Origin of the sequence: Leisingera sp. ANG-M1 (assembly GCF_000813745.1) — a bacterium.
In the GTDB taxonomy this organism is placed as follows: domain Bacteria; phylum Pseudomonadota; class Alphaproteobacteria; order Rhodobacterales; family Rhodobacteraceae; genus Leisingera.
This window is the reverse complement of sequence record NZ_JWLC01000001.1, coordinates 87,934-107,979: the sequence shown is the minus strand read 5'-3', so window position 1 is coordinate 107,979 and position 20,046 is coordinate 87,934. Positions and strand designations below refer to the sequence as shown.

Annotated in this window: 19 protein-coding genes; 1 reads left to right on the top strand and 18 read right to left on the bottom strand. The window is 62.9% G+C overall.

Going from position 1 to position 20,046, the window contains the following annotated elements; all coding sequences use genetic code 11:
* Nucleotides 1-83: 83 nt before the first annotated feature.
* Together RA19_RS00570 and RA19_RS00565 are read right to left on the bottom strand one after the other, a co-directional pair.
* Nucleotides 84-1,823 carry an adenylate/guanylate cyclase domain-containing protein gene (locus RA19_RS00570; RefSeq protein ID WP_082020419.1) on the bottom strand — a complete coding sequence of 580 codons (1,740 nt, stop codon included), beginning with the start codon at nucleotides 1,821-1,823 and terminating at the stop codon, nucleotides 84-86.
* Nucleotides 1,824-1,940: 117 nt separating this feature from the next.
* Nucleotides 1,941-2,810, bottom strand: coding sequence for an NAD-dependent epimerase/dehydratase family protein (locus tag RA19_RS00565; protein ID WP_039158560.1), 870 nt, complete (start codon nucleotides 2,808-2,810; stop codon nucleotides 1,941-1,943).
* 207 nt (nucleotides 2,811-3,017) lie between these two features.
* Here RA19_RS00565 and phaR point away from each other — a divergent pair, with 207 nt between their 5' ends.
* Nucleotides 3,018-3,572: a polyhydroxyalkanoate synthesis repressor PhaR gene (gene phaR, locus RA19_RS00560; RefSeq protein WP_039158558.1), complete on the top strand. Its 555-nt coding sequence runs from the start codon at nucleotides 3,018-3,020 to the stop codon at nucleotides 3,570-3,572.
* 162 nt (nucleotides 3,573-3,734) lie between these two features.
* Here the strand turns inward: phaR and RA19_RS00555 are convergent, their stop codons facing one another.
* From RA19_RS00555 to RA19_RS00480, 16 genes are all read right to left on the bottom strand, one after another.
* Nucleotides 3,735-3,935 carry a hypothetical protein gene (locus RA19_RS00555; protein WP_039158557.1) on the bottom strand — a complete coding sequence of 67 codons (201 nt, stop codon included), beginning with the start codon at nucleotides 3,933-3,935 and terminating at the stop codon, nucleotides 3,735-3,737.
* Between the two features lie 53 nt (nucleotides 3,936-3,988).
* Nucleotides 3,989-4,510 carry a hypothetical protein gene (locus tag RA19_RS00550; RefSeq protein ID WP_039158556.1) on the bottom strand — a complete coding sequence of 174 codons (522 nt, stop codon included), beginning with the start codon at nucleotides 4,508-4,510 and terminating at the stop codon, nucleotides 3,989-3,991.
* Nucleotides 4,511-4,602: 92 nt separating this feature from the next.
* A complete protein-coding gene (locus RA19_RS00545) occupies nucleotides 4,603-5,808 on the bottom strand; it encodes a DegT/DnrJ/EryC1/StrS family aminotransferase (protein ID WP_039158555.1) in 1,206 nt (401 codons plus the stop codon).
* 138 nt (nucleotides 5,809-5,946) lie between these two features.
* Nucleotides 5,947-7,257: an NAD(P)/FAD-dependent oxidoreductase gene (locus RA19_RS00540; protein WP_039158553.1), complete on the bottom strand. Its 1,311-nt coding sequence runs from the start codon at nucleotides 7,255-7,257 to the stop codon at nucleotides 5,947-5,949.
* A 107-nt stretch (nucleotides 7,258-7,364) separates the two neighbouring features.
* Nucleotides 7,365-8,723, bottom strand: a complete 1,359-nt coding sequence (locus RA19_RS00535) for a glutamine synthetase family protein (protein ID WP_039158551.1) — start codon at nucleotides 8,721-8,723, stop codon at nucleotides 7,365-7,367.
* Nucleotides 8,723-9,403, bottom strand: coding sequence for a type 1 glutamine amidotransferase (locus tag RA19_RS00530; protein WP_039158549.1), 681 nt, complete (start codon nucleotides 9,401-9,403; stop codon nucleotides 8,723-8,725). The genes RA19_RS00535 and RA19_RS00530 overlap by 1 nt, the downstream gene beginning before the upstream one ends.
* 85 nt (nucleotides 9,404-9,488) lie before the next feature.
* A complete protein-coding gene (locus RA19_RS00525) occupies nucleotides 9,489-10,808 on the bottom strand; it encodes a glutamine synthetase family protein (protein WP_039158547.1) in 1,320 nt (439 codons plus the stop codon).
* Between the two features lie 202 nt (nucleotides 10,809-11,010).
* Nucleotides 11,011-11,817, bottom strand: coding sequence for an ABC transporter permease (locus RA19_RS00520; protein WP_039158545.1), 807 nt, complete (start codon nucleotides 11,815-11,817; stop codon nucleotides 11,011-11,013).
* Nucleotides 11,814-12,698 carry an ABC transporter permease gene (locus tag RA19_RS00515; RefSeq protein ID WP_039158543.1) on the bottom strand — a complete coding sequence of 295 codons (885 nt, stop codon included), beginning with the start codon at nucleotides 12,696-12,698 and terminating at the stop codon, nucleotides 11,814-11,816. The genes RA19_RS00520 and RA19_RS00515 overlap by 4 nt, the downstream gene beginning before the upstream one ends.
* Before the next feature lie 111 nt (nucleotides 12,699-12,809).
* Entirely contained in the window at nucleotides 12,810-13,517 is a 708-nt protein-coding gene (locus RA19_RS00510) for a transporter substrate-binding domain-containing protein (RefSeq protein WP_039158541.1), read from the bottom strand.
* A 45-nt stretch (nucleotides 13,518-13,562) separates the two neighbouring features.
* Nucleotides 13,563-14,342 (bottom strand): ABC transporter ATP-binding protein, encoded by a 780-nt coding sequence (locus tag RA19_RS00505; protein ID WP_039158538.1) that lies wholly within the window; start codon nucleotides 14,340-14,342, stop codon nucleotides 13,563-13,565.
* Nucleotides 14,343-14,476: 134 nt separating this feature from the next.
* Nucleotides 14,477-15,250, bottom strand: coding sequence for a phosphate/phosphite/phosphonate ABC transporter substrate-binding protein (locus RA19_RS00500; protein ID WP_039158536.1), 774 nt, complete (start codon nucleotides 15,248-15,250; stop codon nucleotides 14,477-14,479).
* Complete coding sequence (locus tag RA19_RS00495; protein WP_039158534.1) at nucleotides 15,247-15,687, bottom strand: tellurite resistance TerB family protein; 441 nt, start codon at nucleotides 15,685-15,687, stop codon at nucleotides 15,247-15,249. Before RA19_RS00495 ends, RA19_RS00500 begins: the two co-directional genes overlap by 4 nt.
* Complete coding sequence (locus tag RA19_RS00490; protein ID WP_039158687.1) at nucleotides 15,687-16,160, bottom strand: tellurite resistance TerB family protein; 474 nt, start codon at nucleotides 16,158-16,160, stop codon at nucleotides 15,687-15,689. The genes RA19_RS00495 and RA19_RS00490 overlap by 1 nt, the downstream gene beginning before the upstream one ends.
* 37 nt (nucleotides 16,161-16,197) lie before the next feature.
* Complete coding sequence (locus RA19_RS00485; protein ID WP_039158532.1) at nucleotides 16,198-16,491, bottom strand: DUF1330 domain-containing protein; 294 nt, start codon at nucleotides 16,489-16,491, stop codon at nucleotides 16,198-16,200.
* A 183-nt stretch (nucleotides 16,492-16,674) separates the two neighbouring features.
* Nucleotides 16,675-19,749: a valine--tRNA ligase gene (locus tag RA19_RS00480; RefSeq protein ID WP_039158531.1), complete on the bottom strand. Its 3,075-nt coding sequence runs from the start codon at nucleotides 19,747-19,749 to the stop codon at nucleotides 16,675-16,677.
* Nucleotides 19,750-20,046 lie beyond the last annotated feature (297 nt).

Here is a 20,046-nt window from a genome sequence, read left to right as displayed (position 1 = left end):
ACCGGCCCCGGCTCTCCTCCCTGATAGGTGCCGGACCGTGAAGAAGGGCAGGCCGTGAGGCCTGCCCTTTTGCGTTGCGGGGGTCAGGCCGGAAGGCCGGCCCGCTGCAAGCCCTTGCAGTAGTGCTCCAGATCCTCAGCCCGGACAAAGGGCAGCGTCTTGCAGATACTGGCAATGGAAAACCCCGGTTCCATATCCAGAATGCGCCCGCATTCCCGCGCGGCCGCGGTCTTGTCGCCCGCCTGGGCATAACAGGCCGCAAGATGGCGGTGCGGGGACGGGAAGCCGGGAAACAGCGCAACCGCCTTGTTCACTTCGGCAATGCCTGGCTGGTATTCCCGGCACATGTAAAGCGCGAGCCCCCGGAACCAGTGGAAATAGGTCGGGTGGAACGGGTTCCGCGCCGAGGCCCTGTCGAGCTCGGCTATCGCTTTGTCCGGCTGGCCCTGAAACACGTAGGACAGGCCGCGGAATGCCATGGTATCGGTGTCATTCGGGTTCAAACTCAAAGCACGCTGGAAGTGATCTTCGGCCAAGGCGAATTCGCCCTTGCACAGATGCATCACGGCCAGCCGGCGCTGTGCGACACTGTCCAAGGGGTCGATGCGGGCAGAGCGGCGCAGCAGCGGGAAGGCAAGGTCCAAGGTGTCCTCGGGGGATGTGCTCCAGCCGCTCATCCACTCCACCAAGTAGGTGAGCGCCAGGCCGGAGTGGGCCGCGGCGCTTCCCGGATCGCTGTGGCAGGCCTGTCGGTACAGCTCTCTGCACTGGGCCAGAGTGTCACGCGAATCCAGTATAAGAGCCTTGGCCCGCAGAACCATTTCCCGGGGCGTCTCCTGCCCGGCGCTGGCGGCCAGTTGCTGCGACTTCCGTTTCGCTTCTGCCTGAAGCTGTCCTGCCAGGGTCTGGGTGATTTCCGCTGCCAGCGCATCCTGGGCGCTGAAGCCCGCGGCCTCTTCCTGAACATACTGCTGGCTCAGCAGCGCCGAGCCGCTGCTGCCCTCTGTCAGTGTCACGGTAACCCGCAGCTTGCCAGGCAGCTTCCGCACGCTGCCTTCCACCAGGTAACGGACGCCAAGCTCGACCGCCGCGGGGGCCGTGTTGCCGGCTTCCGCGGCATAGCGGAGCGCGGTGGTGCAGGAGACCATGCGCAGGTCCCGGAACCGGGAGAGGCCGATTGTGACATCTTCGGTCAGGCACTCTGCCAGGGCTGCGGCGGCCGGAGCATCCGGCGTGCGGCTCACGAAGGGAAGCACCGCGGCTGAAATTTCGGCGGCTGGGCCCTCGGCCTCGGGTGCGGGCAGTGAATTTCCGGAAACGCGGAACAGGCGGACGGGTTCGGAAATGTTGCGCACCAATTGCAGGCCCAGGTCCTCGAAGGAAGCCTCAACTTTGCCGCGGGCCTGGCGCTGGACGGTGCCGGAGACGCAGATTTCACCTGGTGCCGCGAGGGATTCCAGGCGGGCGGCGATGTTGACGGCGTTGCCGTAGAGGTCGCCCCCGGCTGCGAGAACAGCGCCTGCGTGAATGCCGATCCTGAGGGCCAGGGCCTTGCCCTGCGCTGGGGCCGCGGATTTTCTGGAAATCAGCAGCGCCGCCCTGACGGCCTGCGCCGCAGTGGGGAAGGCCAGCAGAAAGCCGTCCCCTTGTGTTTTGACAAGCTCGCCGGAGTACCGTTGCGCGGCAGGCGCAACGATGTTTTCCGCCAGATGCCGGATTGCGGCCACAGCATCAGGCTCCCCGGCCTCGACCAGCGCGGAGAAGCCCGCCACGTCAGCAATCAGAATGGCAGCCTGTCTTTGTCTGTCCCTTTGGTCAGCCATATTCCTTGCCACCACAGACTCAAAAGACCTGCCCCGAATTATATCACATTGAGAATCTTTTTCTGTGACTTTTGCCACAAAACTCCGGATTGCCGTTCAGGGGGCGCGCCTTGCCTGTCAAAACTGGGCGTCGCGGAAACTGGTGAACTGCGGCTGCCAGCCGGTCAGGCGGCGCAGCTTGTCCGAGCCCATCTGCTGGTCCAGCGTCGGGCCTTCGGCCCAGTCGCCGTATTTGATCAGCGCGTGTTTCAGCGAGCGCACCACGTAGCTTCCGTCATGGCCGTGGCGGCGGGCAATTTCGCCGGTGATCTCGGAGACCTGTACGCCGTCCTGGGCACTGGCATTGAAATGGCCGGTGAGTTGCGGGTTTTCCAGCAGCAGGCAGTAGGCACGGGCAAGATCGTCGCGCTGCACCAGCGGCCAGCGGGTGGCGATGCTGCCCCAAATCTCAAATGGCATCCTCTGGCGGGCGGCTTCGAGGTAGCGGGAGAACACGCCGCCCTCCTGGTGATAGACCATGGCGGGGTGGATTACCGCGGCGGAGACGGCCGGGGAGGCCAGTACCTTGGCGGCGTTCCTGTGCATCCAGGCGAAAGGCTTGATCGGGCGCATCGGAGAGGATTCGCTGGCCACCCGGGGGCCGGTGGCGCCGTACAGCCAGCAGCCGCCGGTGTAGATCAGCCGCAGCGGTTCCGGGCACAGGGCGGCCTGGCGCAAAATGGCGGTGATGGCGGCGGTGTCGGCTGCACCCATGTCTTCGTCAAATGTCGCGGCCAGCTGGATCAGCCCGTCCATGGCGGAAATCTCCCGCGACCAATCGCCGGGAAACCGCAGATCGCCGCGCAGGGGGCGGGCGCCGAGGGCGGCGAGTCTTTCATCCGAGGCTTGCGAGCGGCTGAGCCCGGCGACCTGATGGCCGCGGCGGATCAGTTCTTGGGTGACGGCGGTGCCGATGGATCCGGTGCCGCCTAGGATCAGGACTTTCATGCGTGCGCTCTCCTGCAGATTCTGGTGCAGGTACGATCTGTAAAAGCTGAAGCCAGGTTGAGGTCAAGCGGTTTGGATGCAGGTGCAGCAATGTTCGCAAGCTGGAGGTTCGGAGAACAAATATTGCTGAAATGACGCTGAGGCTTCCATTTTGTTCTGCGCTGGCATAGTCTTCGCTGCGATGCATCATCGCCGGGGAGGGAACGGATGGCGGAACAGGACAAGCCCTTGCTGATCAAACGGTATGCGAGCCGCAGGCTCTATAACACCGAGACCAGTGATTACGTGACGCTGGAAGATATCGCGGGGTTCATCCGGGACGGGCGCGAAGTGCAGATCGTTGATCTGAAAACCGGCGACGACCTGACCCGCCAGTACCTGCTGCAGATCATTGCGGAGCATGAAAGCCGCGGCGAGAACGTGCTGCCGGTCAATGTGCTGAACGACCTGGTGCGCAGCTATATGGTGCCGGGCGGCGGGGTGATGCCGCAGTTCCTGCAGGCCTCTTTCGACATGCTGCGCGACAGCCAGTCGAAGATGATGGAGAACATGAACGCGATGAACCCGATGGCGCAGATTCCTGGGTTCGAGGCAATGAAGGCGCAGCAGGAGGCGTTCCTGAAGGCGATGACCGGCGGTTTCGGCACTGCGGGCTGGACCGGCGGCGCGCAGCCGGAAGAGAAATCCGAAGGCGGCGAGGATCTGGACGACATCAAAAAGCAGCTGGCCGAGCTGCAGGAAAAACTGTCGAAGATGAAGTGAGCCTTGGGCGGGCCTCCTCCTGCAAGGGGGCGCTCCCGCCTGCTCACGCGCATTCAAAGAATGCGGTTCACAGTTGGGCATGGCACCGCTGGCGCGGTGCCTTTTCATTTTTGGCGGGAAGATTGGCGGCAGCGGCTGTAGTGCGCCTGGAGACTGCCCGGATTACGCCTTGATTTTCAGGATGTTGTGCAGCCGGTGATAGGGGGCGTTCTGAACGATGTCGTCAAGTTCCTTGGCCTCGGGCTGCGGTTTGGCGCGGTAGAACAGGTAGACGCTCGCAGCAAAGGACAGGGTGCAGGCCCCTGCGATTGCGCTGACGATGACAGTGTCCAGTCCCATATTCAGTCCCAACGCCTCAAACATGCGGTTCTCCGGTTTCGGGACCAATATAGGGGGAGAAGGGTGAAAATTCCATATCAGTCTTCGCCTCCTGCAGATTTGGCGGCTTCGAGAACATGGCGGGCCAGGGTTTCCGCTGCCTCGCGCTCCTGCGCCTTGACGCGCATGCGGCTGCGGCTGCCGAGGCGGGCGGCGGTGGAGAAGATGAAGCCCGAGAAGGACAGGAGCGTGAGGCCGAATGCGGCTCCGCCGGTGACGGTGCCTGCGATGGCGGCGCCGAAGCTCGCGAGCAGGGCGCCGGCCGCCAACCGCTGCGCCCATTGGCCGAGGACCTGATCGCTGTCGCGCTCCCGGGCTTCGCCTTCACCTGCCTCGGCGGCATAGGCGGTCAGCAGGTCGGCCACGGTCAGGCCGCTGTCAGGATCATTGGCGGCGCGGACGGCGGCCAGCAGTGCAGCGCGCTCAGCGCGGCTGGAGACTACTGCCTGGATGATCCGGGTCAGATCCCGATCAGGAATTGCGTCGCCCATGCTGAGCGCATTGGCCATTGCCACCAGCGCCGTGGCCGGGCGCCGTTCGAATTCAGGAAGCGGAGTCATGGCGACAAGGTGGAACGCACAAGCCAGGATTGCAATCACGAAAAAGCCCCGGCGCGAGGGCCGGGGCTGTGATGTCTTAAGGCAAGGGCTGGTCAGGCGGCGGCCTTGCCCATGGTCTCTTCCACAGCAGCCAGAAGGATATCCGCAATCACGTCCAGCTCAGCCCGGGTGAGGCGTACCGGCAGGCGCACGTCGCAGGCCTTCATCAGCATGGCGCGGGTCTGCGGCAGGTCGGGCTGATCGCGCAGGAACTGCCAGTTCCAGAAGGCGCGGGCGTTGTCGGTGGAGAGGCCGAAAACCTGCACCTTGACGCCTTTGTCTGCCGCGGCAATGGCAAAGGCGCGGGTCTGCTCCTCGCTGAGGCCTGCCAGGTTGAACTGGATCGAATCCGGAGCGCGGCTTTCCGGCGCCAGCGGCTCCGGCACCTGGAAGAAGGGGGAGGTGTTCAGCCGCTCTGCCACGTAGTTGTGGTTGGCAAGGCCCAGGCGCACCCGGCGTTCCAGCTCCGGCAGCTGCGGGCGGATCACGGCGGCGGACAGGTTGCTCATCCGCAGGTTATAGAGCGGCAGCTGGTTCTGCCATTTGGCAAAGGCCTGCTGCAGATCCGGGGTGTTTTCGCCGTGCGGGCCCTTGTGCTTTTTCCAGTTGTGCTCGTAGGCGCCGGACATGATGGCGGCGCGGGCAATCAGGTCCGCGTCGTCGGTGATCAGGATGCCGCCTTCGCCGGCGTTGACCATCTTGTAGGACTGGAAGGAGAAGCAGCCGACCTTGCCGATGGTGCCGATGTTGCGGCCGTTCCAGGTAGTGCCGAGCGAATGGGCAGCGTCCTCGACAACCGGGATGCCGCGCGCATCGCAAAGCGCCATGATGGCGTCCATGTCGGAGGTATGGCCGCGCATGTGGCTGATGATCACCGCCTGTACACTGTCCAGCTTGGCCTCGAAATCCGCCATATCGATGCGGTAGTTGTCTGCGACTTCGCAGAGAACCGGCACACAGTCGGCGTGCACAACCGAAGAAGGCACCGCGGCAAAGGTGAAGGCGGGGATCAGCACCCGGGCGTCGCGGGGCAGGCCAAGCGCCTTCAGGGACAGGAACAGCGCCGCCGAGCAGGAGGACACCGCCAGCGCGTATTTGCTGCCCAGGAGTTCGGCATATTCCTGTTCCAGCAGCGTGACCGGGGCGTCTTCCGCAGCGGTATAGCGGAACAGGTCGCCGGATTGCATCAAGGCGTCGATGGCGTCGCGGGCGGCTGCGGGAATGGGTTCAGCGTCATGAACGTTGGGCGGCAGGGCCATATTTCAAAATCCTGAATTGTTGCTTCGGGAAATGTAAAACTATGACGGGGCCGTGCCAAGAGGCGGCGCGGCGGAAATTGCCGCCGCAGGCAAGATTTCACAGAACTGTTGCGGAGTTCGCGCGGATTCCGGCCGGGATCAGATCCCCAGCCGGTCGCGCAAGGCAAACCAGGTCATTGCCAGCACCAGAAGCGGCGAGCGCATCCGCGGGCCGCCGGGGAATCGCGGTGCAGGAACGCGGGCTATGGTGTCGAAGCCTTCGGCCTGTCCTTGTATGGCTTGTGCCATCAGCTGGCCTGCATGGGTGGCGGTGCCGACGCCGTGGCCGGAGTATCCGGAAGCCGTCAGGATGTTCGGCGCCAAGCGGGCCAGATAGGGCATCCGCTTCATGGTGATTGCCAGGGTTCCGCCCCAGGCGTAATCGATCTTCACGTCCTTCAGATGCGGGAAGATCTCGGTCATGGGCTTGCGCACGGTGGCAGAAATATCGGCCGGGAAACGGTAGCCGTAGCTTTCGCCGCCGCCAAACAGCAGCCGCTTGTCGTGGCTGAGGCGGAAGTAGTTCACCACGAACTTGGTATCCGCCACGGCGACGTCGCGGGCCAGCACCCGGGCGGCTTCATCGCCGAGCGGCTCGGTTGCGGCCACGAAGTTGTTGATCGGCATGACCCGCGCCGCCACCTGGCCATTGAGCCCGCCCAGATAGCCGTTGCAGGCAAGGATCAGGTGATCGGCGGTGACACTGCCGCCTGCGGTGCGGATGCGCACCTTGGCGCCTTCCTGGATATCCAGAACTTCACTGCCTTCATGAATGCGGGTGCCTACAGCCGAGGCGGCGCGGGCCAGGCTTAGGGCATAGTTCAGGGGATGCAGATGGGCGGCCCCGTGATCCAGGATGCCGCCCTTATAGGCTGGCGAGGGGCACATGGCCCAGCAGGCGTCCTTGTCCAGGAATTCGATGCCGCTATAGCCGTAGCGGTCCTGCAGGTGGCGGCCGTATTCATGCAGCTCTGCGGATTCCTTTTCCGAGAACGCGGTCCAGGCGACGCCGGGTTTCAGATGGCAGTCTTCGCCGTGCTTGGCGATCAGCGATTTCACCAGATCCTTGGAGTCCTCGCCCAGCTGCCAGAGCTTCTGCGCCTCGGGTTCCCCCATCAGCGCTTCCAGCCCTTCCTGGTCAATCCGCTGTCCGCTGCCCAGCTGGCCGCCGTTGCGCCCCGAGGCACCAAAGCCCACCCGCTGCGCTTCCAGCAGCACCACATCCATCCCGGCCTCAGCCAGATGCAGCGCGGCGGACAGCCCGGTATAACCGCCGCCAACAATGCAGACGTCAGCCTTTACCTCGCCGGCAAGCGCCGGAAACGGCTGCATCGGGATGGCCGTCGCCGCATACCAGCTGTTTGGATATTCGCCTTTGCGATCATTGGAATAGAGCAGATTCATCCCCATTCCGCACCTCACCTGTTGGCGGGAAGCCGATAAGAGCGTCCCGCTGTTCTTCTTTGTCCAAATAATCAATTGCGCTGCCGCCGGCTGGGGGCGGCAGCGCCAGAGGATTACACGTTCATCAGCAGATGCTCGCGCTCCCAGGGCGAGATCACCTGCAGGAACTCCTCGTACTCCGCGCGCTTCACGATAGAGTAGACGCGGGCGAACTCCGGCCCCAGCACTTCGTGCAGCTCGGTTGCCTGTTCGAACAGATCCAGCGCTTGGCCCATCACCTGCGGGATATCGCCTTCGCCTTCATAGGCATCGCCCTTGAACTGCTTGCGCGGGCGCTCTTCCTTGATCAGGCCGAGGTAACCGCAGGCAAGCGACAGCGCAATGCCCAGGTAGGGGTTGCAATCCATGCCGGCGATGCGGTTTTCCACCCGCCGCGCTTCCGGCCCTGACAGGGGGATGCGGATACCGGTGGTGCGGTTGTCGCGCGCCCATTCCAGATTGATCGGCGCAGCGTGGTCCTTCACATAGCGGCGGTAGGAGTTCACATAAGGCGCCATCACCGCAAGCCCGGCCGGCAGATGGTTCTGCAGCCCGGCAATAAAGTGGTAGAAGGCATCCGTCTCGCCGCCCTGGGGGCCGGAGAAGATGTTCTCACCCGTCTCGATGTCCAGGATCGAGTGGTGGATGTGCATGGCCGATCCCGGCTCATCCTCGATCGGCTTGGCCATGAAGGTGGCAAAGCAGTCGTGACGCAGCGCGGCCTCGCGGATCAACCGTTTGAAATAGAAGACTTCATCCGCCAGCTTCACCGGGTTTCCGTGGCGGAGGTTGATCTCCAGCTGGCCTGCGCCGCCTTCCTGGGTGATGCCGTCGATCTCGAACCCCTGCGCTTCGGCAAAGTCGTAGATGTCGTCGATGACGGGGCCGAATTCATCCACTGCAGTCATCGAATAGGCCTGACGCGCCGCCGCCGGGCGGCCGGAGCGGCCCATCATCGGCTCGATTTCCTTGGCCGGGTCGATGTTGCGGGCGACCAGGAAAAACTCCATTTCCGGTGCCACAACCGGCTTCCAGCCCTTGTCGTGGTAGAGCTGCACCACGCGCTTCAGCACGTTGCGCGGAGAGAAGGGGATCGGCCTGTCATCCCGGTCATAGGCGTCATGGATCACCTGCAGGGTCCAGTCGCCGGTCCAGGGCGCTGCCGTGGCCGTGGACATGTCCGGCTTCAACGTCATGTCCTTTTCGATCCAGCCGTCATCGTCCGCGGCATCCGCCCAGTCTCCGGTGATGGTCTGGTAGAAGATGCTGTCGGGCAGATGAAAATAGTCGGTCTTTGCGAATTTCGATGCCGGTACCGCCTTGCCACGGGCGATACCGGGAAGGTCCGAGATAACGCATTCGACTTCGTCGAGACGACGCCCCTCCAGATAGGCTTGTGCTGCTTCGGGAAGGGTGTCGAGCCAGGCTGACATTAGGTCCTCTCTTTCCTGTAAAACTCTGCGAGGAAGGTTGCGATTTCAGGGTTGTCCACGGGGGCGTCCAGCTCGGCGGCTGCACGGTCCAGAAGGTCGTCCGGCACCACGCCGCGGCCGCGTTTTTCGATCAGGCCGCCGACAAAGGCGCTGGGAAACTCAGGATGCGGCTGCCAGGAGATAATGTGGTCGCCATAGGCCAGGATGCCGTTTTCACAGAAGTCGTTGCCGCCCAGCACACGGGCGCCAGCGGGCAATTCCACCACCTGGTCCTGATGCCAGGCATTCAGAGTCAGGTCCTTGCCGTCCACCTGATAGGTGACCCGGCCGACGGCCCAGCCACCTGCGTATTTTTCGACCTTGCCGCCAAGCGCCTGGGCGATGATCTGGTGGCCAAAGCAGATGCCGGCCAGCGGCTGTTTCCTGGCGTTGATCTCGCGGATCAGCGCTTCCAGCGGCGGGATCCAGGCGTGGTCTTCATAGGCGCCATGCTTGGAGCCGGTGATCAGCCAGGCGTCGGCGTCATCGGCGCTGTTGGGCAGCACGCCGTCCACCACCGCCCAGGTCTGGAATTCAAAGCCGTTGCCATCCAGCATGTCGCGGAACATGCCGTCGTAATCGCCGAAGGGGCCGAACAGGTCTTCGGGGGAGTGGCCGGTTTGCAGGATGCCGATTTTCATGAGTCACCAAATTTGATCAAATTGAGCCTAGCTGAGGGGGCAAAAGCAGGCAAGAGCCCGGATATGCCCCGCAATCAACAGGGCTCTATACCGCCTCGAGCCAGGACAGCCAATGGCTCTCCCTGGGGCGGTCTGCGAACTGTTGCAGCTCTTGGCGCTTGGTCATCACCAGGTTGCGGATCGCGTCCTTGGGCAGGATGCGGGCGATCAGCGGGTCGCTTTCGAACCAGGTGATTGCGGTTTCCCAGTCTGCTGCCAGCTGCGGCAGGCCGTCGATTTCGTAGATGTTGCCATCCGAGGGGGCAGGCGGTTCCATCTGGTCCTCGATGCCCAGCAGGGCTGCACCGAGGACGGTGGCCAGCATCAGATAGGGGTTGATGTCGCCGCCTGCGGTGCGGTGTTCGATGCGGCGCGCCTTGGGGCTGCCGCCGGGAATGCGGATGGCGGCGGTGCGGTTTTCATAGGCCCAGGCGGCGCCGGTGGGGGCGTGGGCGCCGGGCACCAGACGCTCATAGGAGTTGCCGTGCGGGGCAAAGATCAGGGTGCTGGCAGGCATCGCTGCCAGGCAGCCGGCCACCGCCTGTCGCAGGAGGTCCGATCCCTGTTCGGTGCCATCGTCAAAGACGTTGCGGCCGTCCTGGTCCACGATGGAGAAATGCACGTGCATGCCGTTGCCGGCTTCTTCGGCATAGGGTTTGGCCATAAAGGTTGCAGCAAAGCCGTGTTTGCGCGCCATGCCTTTGACCAAAGCCTTGAACAGCCACGCATCATCGGCAGCGCGCAGGGCAGTCTGGTGGTTCAGGTTGATCTCGAACTGGCCCATGCCGGCCTCGCAGATCGCCGATTGAGCGGGGATTCCCATCGCCTCAGCGCCGTCGTAGAGGTCGGTAAAGAAGGCATCAAAGGCGTCAAGCTCGCTGATCGACAGCACCGACTGCTGGTCCAGCGGGCGGCCGGTCTGCGGGTTGACGGCGGGACGGGGGGTGTCGCCGCTGTCGTCGATCAGGCAAAACTCCATTTCAGTTGCGGCCAGTACCGACCAGCCGCGTGCCTTGTAGCGATCCAGCACATGCGCCAGCACCTGGCGCGGGTCGCCCATGAAAGGGGAGCCGTCTTCCCAGTACATCATCATCGGCACCAGGGCAGAGGGGTTTGCCAGCCAGGGCATCGGCACTGCGCCGCGGTCGGCGGGCAGCATGATGCCGTCGGCGTCGCCGGTCTCGAACACCAGCGGGCTGTTGTCGATGTCCTGGCCCCAGAGGTCCACGTTCAAGGTGGAGATCGGCATCCGTGCGGCGCCCGTGTCCAGCTTGTCGGCCATATCGGCAGGCAGGCGCTTGCCGCGCATCTGGCCGTTCATGTCACAGGCGGCGACGCGGATGGTCTTGAGGGCGGACAGGTCCATAGGGGGCTCCACGGTTTTGTTGCGCCAACCCTAGCGCAAGGAAGTCCATTCGCCAAGATAATTTGATCAAAAGTTCGAGGCGGTGCTGTTTGACGTGGATTTCTCAGGAGAATTTGGCGTTTCCGACGGTTCCAATCTGTGTGGATTCCTACCGCTGAGGCGGAGGGGGCAAAAAAATGGCTCCCGGAGGAGCCATTTTGCGTTAGCGGATCAGGTTGAGCTTCAGCTTGGTCTTGCTGCGCCGCTCTTGCGGCAGGTGCTTGTTCAGGCGCCGGTTCACGAATCCGAAGATCGAGATGATCACCAGCGTCAGCAGGATGAAGTAGAAGGCCAGGATCGGGTAGGGGACAAAGGGGTTGAAGGTCTTGTCCGCAAAATAGCTGGCGTAATAAAGCGCATCGCCCTTCTGCCGCCAGGCCGGGAAGCCCGAGAAGAACACCAGCGTGGTAGCGTGGAACAGGAAGATCGCCTCGTTGGTATAGGCGGGCCAGGCGAGCCGCATCATGGTCGGGAAGGTGATCCGGCGGAAGCGGGTCCAGCCGGTCATGCCATAGGCATCGGCGGCCTCGATGTCGCCCTTGGGAATCGACAAAAGCGCGCCATAGAAGATCTCGCCCGAGTAGGCCGCGGTGTTGCAGAACAGCACGATCAGCGCACCCAGCCAGGCCGAGGTGAAGGGGTCGAAGAAGCCGGAGACGCCTTTCAGGCTGAGAAAGCAGGCGTAGGCAAAGAAGAACTGGATGAACAGCGGGCTGCCGCGGAACACGAAGATGAACCACTCCGCGGGCTTGCGCCACATCGGGTTGGCGCTGGACTTGCCGACGGCCAGCGCAACCGCCAGGAAAAAGCCGGTCAGCAGGGCCAGAACGCCGAAGTAGACGTTCCAGATCATGCCGGAGCCGATCAGGGTGAAGTGCTCACACAGGGTGTACTCGCCTTTGGGCAGCAGGCGCTCGCCAAAGCCCAGGGAGCGGAAGGCATAGGCCTGGATGGTTTCAACGCAACTCATGCCGCTGCCTTTCTTTGTGCTTCGCCGCCTGCGGTGGCCTGGCCTTTGGTCAGGCGCTTCATGATGCGGTCCAGGGCGACCTCGGACACTTTGGTGAAGCAGAGGTAGAAGACCAGCAGCGCAGCGAAGTACCAGACATGCCAGTTGGGGTGCGGGTAGTCGGTGAACCTGGCGGTCTTGGTGCCGCCCAGTTCGCGCGCCCAATAGACGATGTCTTCAACCCCCAGCAGGAACAGCAGCGGAGTGGCCTTTATCAGCACCATCCAGAGGTTTGACAGGCCGGGCAGCGCATAGACCCACATCTGCGGCACCAGGATGCGCCAGAAGGCCTGGCGGGACGTCATGCCATAGGCCTCGGCGGTTTCGATCTGGGCGCGGGGAACAGCGCGCATAGCGCCGTAAAGCACGTTGGCTGCAAAGGCGCCGAAGACGATGGAAAAGGTCAGCACGGCCAGGAAGAAGCCGTAGGTTTCATGCACCCATTGCGGAGCGGTGGACAGCGGCAGTTTGGCCGCGTCGCAGACCACGAAATCGATGCCCTGGCGGACCGGCTGATCCCAGTCAGGGCATTTCACCTTGTGGCGCATCCACTCAAACGCCTGGTCGAGCGCGATGACGAAGAACAGGAAGAAGGCAATGTCCGGCACGCCGCGCACGATGCTGGTGTAGCCCATCCCGAACCAGCGCAGCGGCAGGAATTTGGAGCGGGCGGCGCTGGCGGCACCAAAGCCGAACAACAGCGCAACCGGGGCGGTGATGGCCAGCAGCACCAGCACCACAAAGACCGAGATATAGAGGTTCATATGCTTGCCTGTGGTCAGGTAGCAGCTGAGCCAGCTCAGCCCCTCAAGCGTGGATGGGTCCGTGCAATAGGAAAACATGTATGAGCCTGTCTTTCTCGGGCCGCGCCCGGCCGCGTTACGGCCGGAAGAGAATGAATGAGGCCCGCGTGCTACGGCGCGCGGGCCTGCAGATCCGATCAGCGGATCAGATTACCACTGGGAAGCCACTTCCCACTTGGCGATCAGGGTGTTCAGCGTGCCGTCGTCCTTCATCGACTGGATCGCCGCGTCGAACTTGCCGCGCAGGTCCGCGTCGGATTCACGGAAGCCCATGCCAACGCCGCCGCCGATGGATTCAGTGCGCTCAAGCTTGACCAGGCCGTCGCCGACCATGGTGTCGATGAAGCTGTTGTCGGCCAGAACCGCATCCGCTTCGCCGCTGCGCACGGCGGCAACGGTTTCTTCCGGGGTTGCGAATTCAACCAGGGTCCAGCCCTGCTCGGCGATGAAAGCAGCCTGAATGGTGGTGGCCTGGGCTGCGATCACGCCGCCGGCCAGGTCAACATCGGCGGACTGGGCCAGGTATGCGGACGGATCCGGCGGGGTGTAGGCCTGGGTGAAGTCGATGACTTCGTCACGCTCGTCGGTGATCGACATGCCGGCGATGATGGTGTCGTAGTTGCCGGACACCAGGTTCGGAATGATCGAATCCCAGTCGTTCTTGACCCATTCGCAGGTCAGTTCGGCGCGCTTGCACAGCTCATCGCCCAGCTCGCGCTCAAAGCCGTCGATCTCGCCGGCGTCATTCACGAAGTTCCACGGCGCATAGGCGCCTTCGGTGCCCAGGCGTACGGTGTCCGCCAGGCCCATGCCTGCGGTCAGCGCCAGGGCGGCGGTGCCGAGAATCAGAGATTTCATATGTTTACTCCCGTTCTGATTGGTTATTGGAATTTGTTGTTATGGTCAGTGTGCGTGGCGGGTCGAGGACAGGAAGGCGCGCAGCCGTTCCGAGCGGGTGCCGCCAAAGACTTCGTCCGGAGAGCCTTCTTCTTCGATCAGCCCCTGATGCAGGAACACCACGTGGCTGGAGACATCCGCCGCCATTTTCATGTCGTGGGTTACGATCAGCATGGTGCGGCCCTCGGAAGCGAGGTCCTTGATCACCTTGATGACCTCCTGCTCAAGTTCGGGGTCGAGCGCAGAGGTGGGTTCATCGAACAGCAGTGCTTCGGGCTCCATGCACAACCCGCGGGCAATCGCCGCGCGCTGCTGCTGGCCGCCAGAGAGCTGTGCGGGATAAACATCGCATTTGTCGCCGATGCCGACCTGGGCCAGGTAGTGGCGGGCTTTTTCCTCAACCTCTGCCTTGTCGCGGCCCAGCACGGTGACCGGGGCCTCCATCACGTTCTGCAGAATGGTCATATGGGCCCACAGGTTGAACTGCTGGAACACCATGGAAAGATTGGTGCGGATGCGCAGGACCTGCTTGGCGTCGGCGGGGCGGCGGTGGAGGCCCTGGCCGGCCCAGGTGATCGGCTCGCCCTTGAACAGGATTTCGCCCTGCTGGCTGTCCTCCAGAAGATTGCAGCAGCGCAGGAGGGTGGACTTGCCCGATCCCGAAGACCCGATCAGCGAGACCACGTCGCCCTTGCGGGCAGTGATGTCGACGCCTTTGATCACTTCCAGCTCGCCATAGGATTTATGCAGGCCGCGGATTTGCAGAACGGGCGGTGTATCGGTCAAGGTGTGTCTGTCCCTGTGAGTGGAAATTCGTTCTTATTGGACCGAAAAAAAGACCGAATGCAACGTTCAAACCGCACAAGTCGGCATGGCAGGCGTCAAAATGGCGGGGGTAACCGCCATTTTGGAAGGGGGCGTTACGTCAGCTCGGCGGCACGGATGCGCTGTTCGGTCAGCACCGGGCCGGGCGGTGTTGGCACCGCCAGGTAGTCGCTGGGCGCAATTTTCACCAGGCCTTTCAGATGCAGCAGGCTGCGGGTCTCTTCGTCCAACCCGCGAATGGCGGATTCAATGGCGGCAAACAGCGCTTCGGCATCGCCGCCAAGGGCGGTGATATAGGGCAGGGTGGGGGTCGGCTCGGTGCGCTCAACCTCGGTCAGCCCGGCGGCGAAGGCATCGTATTCCTTGACCAGTTCCCACGTCAGCGCATCCAATGCGGCAAAATCGGCGCGGCCCTCTGCCACCGCCTCGGCCGAGGCTTTGTGGCCGCCGGTTTCCACCAGTGCGCCAGGCAGGATGCTGCGGTCGTTCAAATGCACCATCGGCGCGGCCCAGCCGGACTGCGACAGCCCCTCGTTATAGGCCATGCGGCGGCCTGCAAAGCTGCTGAGCGGCTTGCCCGCGTCTTCGCTGCGGGCGACGAAGACGCTGTTGTAATAGCCGGGAGGACAGCCGGGCAGGCCATAATCCGGAGTGCCGACCAGTTCGACTTCGCCGTACAGGCGGGTGCGGTAGGGGCAGCCGCAGGTCTGCGACAGCAGCAGATCAGGCGACTTCCACACTTCCCAGAAATCGGCGCCGCGGGTCAGGGCCTCGGGGCCGCCGCCCAGGTGTTCGCGGACCGAAGCCCAGAACCGGTCATTTGCCTCGGCCGTCTCGGGCCGGTCGTACATTCCTAGGTGAGCAATCATAAAGCAGCCTCTGCCCGTTTGCGCGCCTGAGCGCTGTCCATATCCGACACTCCCAGCAGGCTGGCGGACAGCCGCAGGAGCGCGTCTTCATTTGCATCGCGCCGGCCATCGGCCAGCGCCACTTGCCACAGCGCCTCGATCACGCCGGTGCGGTCCTCATAGGCGACGGCGTCCTTGATGGCGCGGGTGAAGCGCACGGTGTCCGGCGCTTCGGCCTCCATCGCCTCGGCCTGTTCGCGCAGGATCAGCGCGCCGCCGGTATCCAGCCCGTAGCGGGCGCCCAGGATGCGGTCGATGCGGTCCTTCTCCACCTCCGAGTAGTTGTTGTCGGAGCGGGCAATGCGCACCAAGAGCGCGGTCAGCGCCATCCGGGCGCCTTCGTCATCCAGCTGCGCAGGCGCAGGCTCCAGCAGCTTGTGCAGGAGTTCCTTGAACATCAGCTATCCTCCTGCACGTCGGCTGCCTTGCCGGTGAATTTCTCGGTCGCGCGGGCGCGGGCCTTCTGGCTGTCGGCATAGGACAGGCCCATCGCCTTGCGGGCGTCCTCGACAATGGTGATTTCGCCCGGGTGCTCATTGCCGTCGGCCAGCACCACCTCCCACAGCGCGTCCAGCGCCGCCAGGCGTTCCTCAAGGCCCGTGGTCTCGCGGATCAGCCGTCCGAAGGTGTCGGTCTCGGGGGCTGCCATGTGCAGCTTTTCGCAGGTGGCGCGCACCTTGGCGGCCTCGATGGCGTTGTGCTGGTAAAGCCGCGCCAGGATCCGGTCGATCAGGCTGATCTCCTCCAGCTGGTAATCGCGGTCCGACTGCGCCACACGCACCAGCAGTGCCCCCAAAGCCAGTTCCGCGTCCGGGTCCGGCAGAGCCGGCGGCTCGGACGGGCGGAAGGCTTGGAAGAATTTCTTGAGCAGTGGCATTAGCGGACCCCGGGCAGAAGTGCAGGCAGCATCAGCCGCCGTAGCCTTCGATGATTTCCATATCACCAGCGGACACCGGATCGCGCAAGGCCTTGGCGTCCTGGTAGGCCACGGAATCATAGCAGGCTTTTGCGGTTTCGAAATCCTTGAATTCGATCACTACGGTGCGGGCGCGCATTTGGCCTTCGCGGACTTCCTTCTGGCCTCCGCGCACCAGAAAACGGGCGCCGTATTGCGCAAAAGGCGCAGCATTGGCGGCAACATAGTCCTTGTAGCGCTCGGCATCGTCCACATCGATGTGGGCTACCCAGTATCCCTTGGGCATGGCGTTTGTGTCCCTGCATTTTATGGTTGAGCGCAGGCTGATACAAAACCGCGTCAAAGACAATGGGGCGGATGTTAAGAATTTCCCCGTTTCCCAGGATTTTTCGGTTGTTTCAAAGGCCTGCGTGAAAAATGAAAACGCCCGCCGGAAGGGCGGGCGCTCCAATCTCTGTGTTTGGCGGGATCAGCCGATCTCGGCCAGGCGGGCAAGCGCCTCCTTGACCTTGGCTTCCTCCTCCTCGCGCGCGGCGAGGTTGGCCTTGGCTTCCGCAACAACATCTTCCGGCGCGGAGGCCGCGAATTTCGGGTTGTTCAGCCGCCCGCGCAGGCCCCCCAGCTCCTTGGCCAGCTTGCCCAGGGTTTTCTCCAGGCGCGCCTTTTCAGCGTCCACGTCGATCACATCCGCCAGCGGCAGGCCGAAGGAAGCACCGGGGGCAGCCACTGAAGCGCAGCCCTTCGGGAAGCTCTCCACCTGCTCTAGAGATGTGATGCGGGCCAGTTTCTGGATCATCGCCTCGTTCTTCTCCCACGCGCTGCGCGCCTGAGCGGAGAACTCGGTCACCACCATCGGGATCTTTGCGCCCGCAGGCACATGCATCTGCGCGCGGGTGGAGCGGATGTTTTCAATCGCGGTGATCACCCAGTTCATTTCGGCATCCGCGTCCGCATTGACCAGCTCAGTGCCGTAGGCCGGCCAGTCTTCATGCACCAGCATGTTGTCGCGCTTCGCGGTGTTGCCCCACAGCTCCTCGGTGATGAAGGGCATGATCGGGTGCAGCAGGATCATGCACTGATCCAGGACCCAGCCCAGCGTCTGGCGGGTCTCGGTGATCACCGCCTCGTCGTCCGAATTGAACAGCGGTTTTGAAAGTTCGATGTACCAGTCGCAGACCTTGCCCCAGACAAAGGCATACAGCGCATTGGCCGCGTCGTTGAAGCGGTAGGCCTCCAGCGCTGCGTCCACTTCCACCCGCACCTTGGCGGTCTCGCCGATGATCCACTGGTTCACCGCGGCCTGTGCATCGGGGCAGGCATAGGCCGGGACGTTCTCGTCATAGACGTTGTTGAAATGGGCAAAGTTCACCGCATTCCACAGCTTGGTGCCAAAGTTCCGGTAGCCTTTGAGGCGTTCCATATCCAGCTTCAGCACGCCGCCCAGTGCCGCCATTGCAGCGGAGGAGAAGCGCAGCGCGTCGGCGCCGAATTCGTCGATGATCTCCAGCGGGTCCACCACGTTGCCGGTGGATTTCGACATCTTCTTGCCCTTGGCGTCACGCACAAGGCCATGCAGGTAGACGGTGTCAAAGGGGATCTGATCCACGACCGCCAGCTGCATCATCATCATCCGGGCAACCCAGAAGAACAGGATGTCCTGACCGGTGACCAAGGTCGAGGTCGGGAAGTATTTCTGCATCTCGGCGGTGTCTTCCGGCCAGCCCAGGGTGCCGATCGGCCAGAGACCGGAGGAGAACCAGGTGTCCAGCACATCGGGGTCGCGATGAACAAAGAGTTTCCCTGTGCCTTCTTTGATGGTTTTCAAGTTGGACAGGTACACATCCATTGGATTTGCATAGTTTTCGCGCCCGCTGTCATCCGGCTTGACTGTGACCTCAACGACGTCACTACAGCCAAACCGAGCGATCAGTATTGAGCGAAGCTCTTCGAAAGAGGCCGCACAAAGTGTTTCGGTGCCGGTAGGATTGTCTTCAGACTGATTGAAGCCTTCACCATACCAAACCGGGATCTGATGGCCCCACCACAGCTGGCGCGAAATGCACCAGGGCTCGATGTTTTCCAGCCAATGGTAATAGGTCTTCTCGCCGCTTTCCGGCAGGATCTTCACATCGCCGTTCTTCACTGCATCCAGCGCCGGGCCGACAACCTTTTCCGCGTCCACGAACCACTGGTCAGTCAGCATCGGCTCGATCACCACTTTGGAGCGGTCGCCGAAGGGCTGCATGATCGGCTTGTTCTCGACGTAAGGCACGGTCTCGGTGACTTGCGTCTCCTCGCCGTCCTCGCCTTTGACAGTTTTGGTCTCGCTGACCATCACCGCCAGGCCCTCGCTGGTGATTTGCTCCACCACCAGTTTGCGGGCCTCAAACCGGTCCAGACCGCGCAAGTTCTCCGGCACCAGGTTGACGGCGTCGGCTTCATTCTCGGTCAGGGTCTTCTCGCCCTTGGCCACAGCCATGGCCAGGGTGGCAGCGGTCTCATAACTGTCGCCGTCCGCCCGCATCTGGCCGCGCATGTCCATCAGGCGGTACATCGGAATGCCGCCGCGCTTGGCAACCTGATAGTCGTTGAAGTCATGCGCGCCGGTGATCTTCACCGCACCGGAGCCGAAGTCCTTGTCCGGGTACTCATCCGTGATGATCGGGATCAGGCGGCGGTGCTCCTTGGGGCCAACCGGGATTTCGCACAGCTTGCCGACGATGGGCGCATAGCGTTCGTCCGAGGGGTGCACAGCCACCGCGCCGTCGCCTAGCATGGTCTCGGGGCGGGTGGTGGCGATGGAGATATAGTCGCGCTCTTCCTCAAGGATGACGTTGCCGTCTTCGTCCTTCTCCACATAGGTATAGGTGGCTCCGCCTGCGAGCGGGTATTTGAAGTGCCACATGTGGCCGGCGACTTCGATGTTTTCGACCTCAAGGTCGGAGATTGCGGTTTCGAAATGCGGGTCCCAGTTCACCAGCCGCTTGCCGCGGTAGATCAGCCCTTTGTTGTACATCTCCACAAAGACCTTGATCACGGCGTCGTGGAAGTTGGGGGAGTTCTCGTGGCCGGTGCGGGTGTCGCCCTGCGCGCCTGCCATTGTGAAGGCGGTGCGGGAGAAATCGCAGGAGGCGCCAAGGCGTTTCAGCTGCTCGACAATGGTGCCGCCGGATTTTTCCTTCCATTCCCAGACCTTCTCCAGGAACTTCTCGCGGCCCAGTTCCCGGCGGGAGGGCTGCTGGGTTTTGGCCAGCTCGCGCTCCACGACCATCTGGGTGGCGATGCCGGCATGGTCGGTGCCCGGCTGCCACAGGGTGTCGAACCCCTGCATGCGCTTCCAGCGGATCAGGATGTCCTGCAGCGTGTTGTTGAAGGCATGACCCATGTGCAGCACGCCGGTCACGTTTGGCGGCGGGATCATGATGCAATAGGCGGAGGCCTCGGGTTTGGCATTTGCGCCCGACTTGAAGCAGCCGGCTTCTTCCCAGGCCTTGTACAGGCGGCTTTCGGCCTCGCCTGCGTTGAACGTCTTTTCCATCGCCATCGCTCGTGATCCCTCATGCAGTTGGGCGATCAATTACCCAATGGGGCCGGGAAGGGGAAGGCGGATTTTGCTGCAAGCGTCCCGTCTGGGGCTGCTGGAGCGCTATTGGGTATTTAAGACCAGAAAGAAGCGGCAGGATTTCGTTAACCAGAATCGGCGCACTCTCCTTGTGCGGTACAGGCTGGGGAGCCGATGACCGCACCAGGAAGAAGCTGCCCTTGCTCCTGGCATGATTATCCCTTGGCGGACGGACGGCCAGCGGGCAAGGGCGCTTCGCTTGCGTCTTCTTTCTGGTCA

Bases quoted from the DNA above. Each gene is read 5' to 3' on its own strand.
- RA19_RS00570 (WP_082020419.1), bottom strand. From the start codon at position 1,823: ATGGCTGACCAAAGGGACAGACAAAGACAGGCTGCCATTCTGATTGCT.
- RA19_RS00565 (WP_039158560.1), bottom strand. From the start codon at position 2,810: ATGAAAGTCCTGATCCTAGGCGGCACCGGATCCATCGGCACCGCCGTC.
- phaR (WP_039158558.1), top strand. From the start codon at position 3,018: ATGGCGGAACAGGACAAGCCCTTGCTGATCAAACGGTATGCGAGCCGC.
- RA19_RS00555 (WP_039158557.1), bottom strand. From the start codon at position 3,935: ATGTTTGAGGCGTTGGGACTGAATATGGGACTGGACACTGTCATCGTC.
- RA19_RS00550 (WP_039158556.1), bottom strand. From the start codon at position 4,510: ATGACTCCGCTTCCTGAATTCGAACGGCGCCCGGCCACGGCGCTGGTG.
- RA19_RS00545 (WP_039158555.1), bottom strand. From the start codon at position 5,808: ATGGCCCTGCCGCCCAACGTTCATGACGCTGAACCCATTCCCGCAGCC.
- RA19_RS00540 (WP_039158553.1), bottom strand. From the start codon at position 7,257: ATGGGGATGAATCTGCTCTATTCCAATGATCGCAAAGGCGAATATCCA.
- RA19_RS00535 (WP_039158551.1), bottom strand. From the start codon at position 8,723: ATGTCAGCCTGGCTCGACACCCTTCCCGAAGCAGCACAAGCCTATCTG.
- RA19_RS00530 (WP_039158549.1), bottom strand. From the start codon at position 9,403: ATGAAAATCGGCATCCTGCAAACCGGCCACTCCCCCGAAGACCTGTTC.
- RA19_RS00525 (WP_039158547.1), bottom strand. From the start codon at position 10,808: ATGGACCTGTCCGCCCTCAAGACCATCCGCGTCGCCGCCTGTGACATG.
- RA19_RS00520 (WP_039158545.1), bottom strand. From the start codon at position 11,817: ATGAGTTGCGTTGAAACCATCCAGGCCTATGCCTTCCGCTCCCTGGGC.
- RA19_RS00515 (WP_039158543.1), bottom strand. From the start codon at position 12,698: ATGTTTTCCTATTGCACGGACCCATCCACGCTTGAGGGGCTGAGCTGG.
- RA19_RS00510 (WP_039158541.1), bottom strand. From the start codon at position 13,517: ATGAAATCTCTGATTCTCGGCACCGCCGCCCTGGCGCTGACCGCAGGC.
- RA19_RS00500 (WP_039158536.1), bottom strand. From the start codon at position 15,250: ATGATTGCTCACCTAGGAATGTACGACCGGCCCGAGACGGCCGAGGCA.
- RA19_RS00495 (WP_039158534.1), bottom strand. From the start codon at position 15,687: ATGTTCAAGGAACTCCTGCACAAGCTGCTGGAGCCTGCGCCTGCGCAG.
- RA19_RS00485 (WP_039158532.1), bottom strand. From the start codon at position 16,491: ATGCCCAAGGGATACTGGGTAGCCCACATCGATGTGGACGATGCCGAG.
- RA19_RS00480 (WP_039158531.1), bottom strand. From the start codon at position 19,749: ATGGCGATGGAAAAGACGTTCAACGCAGGCGAGGCCGAAAGCCGCCTG.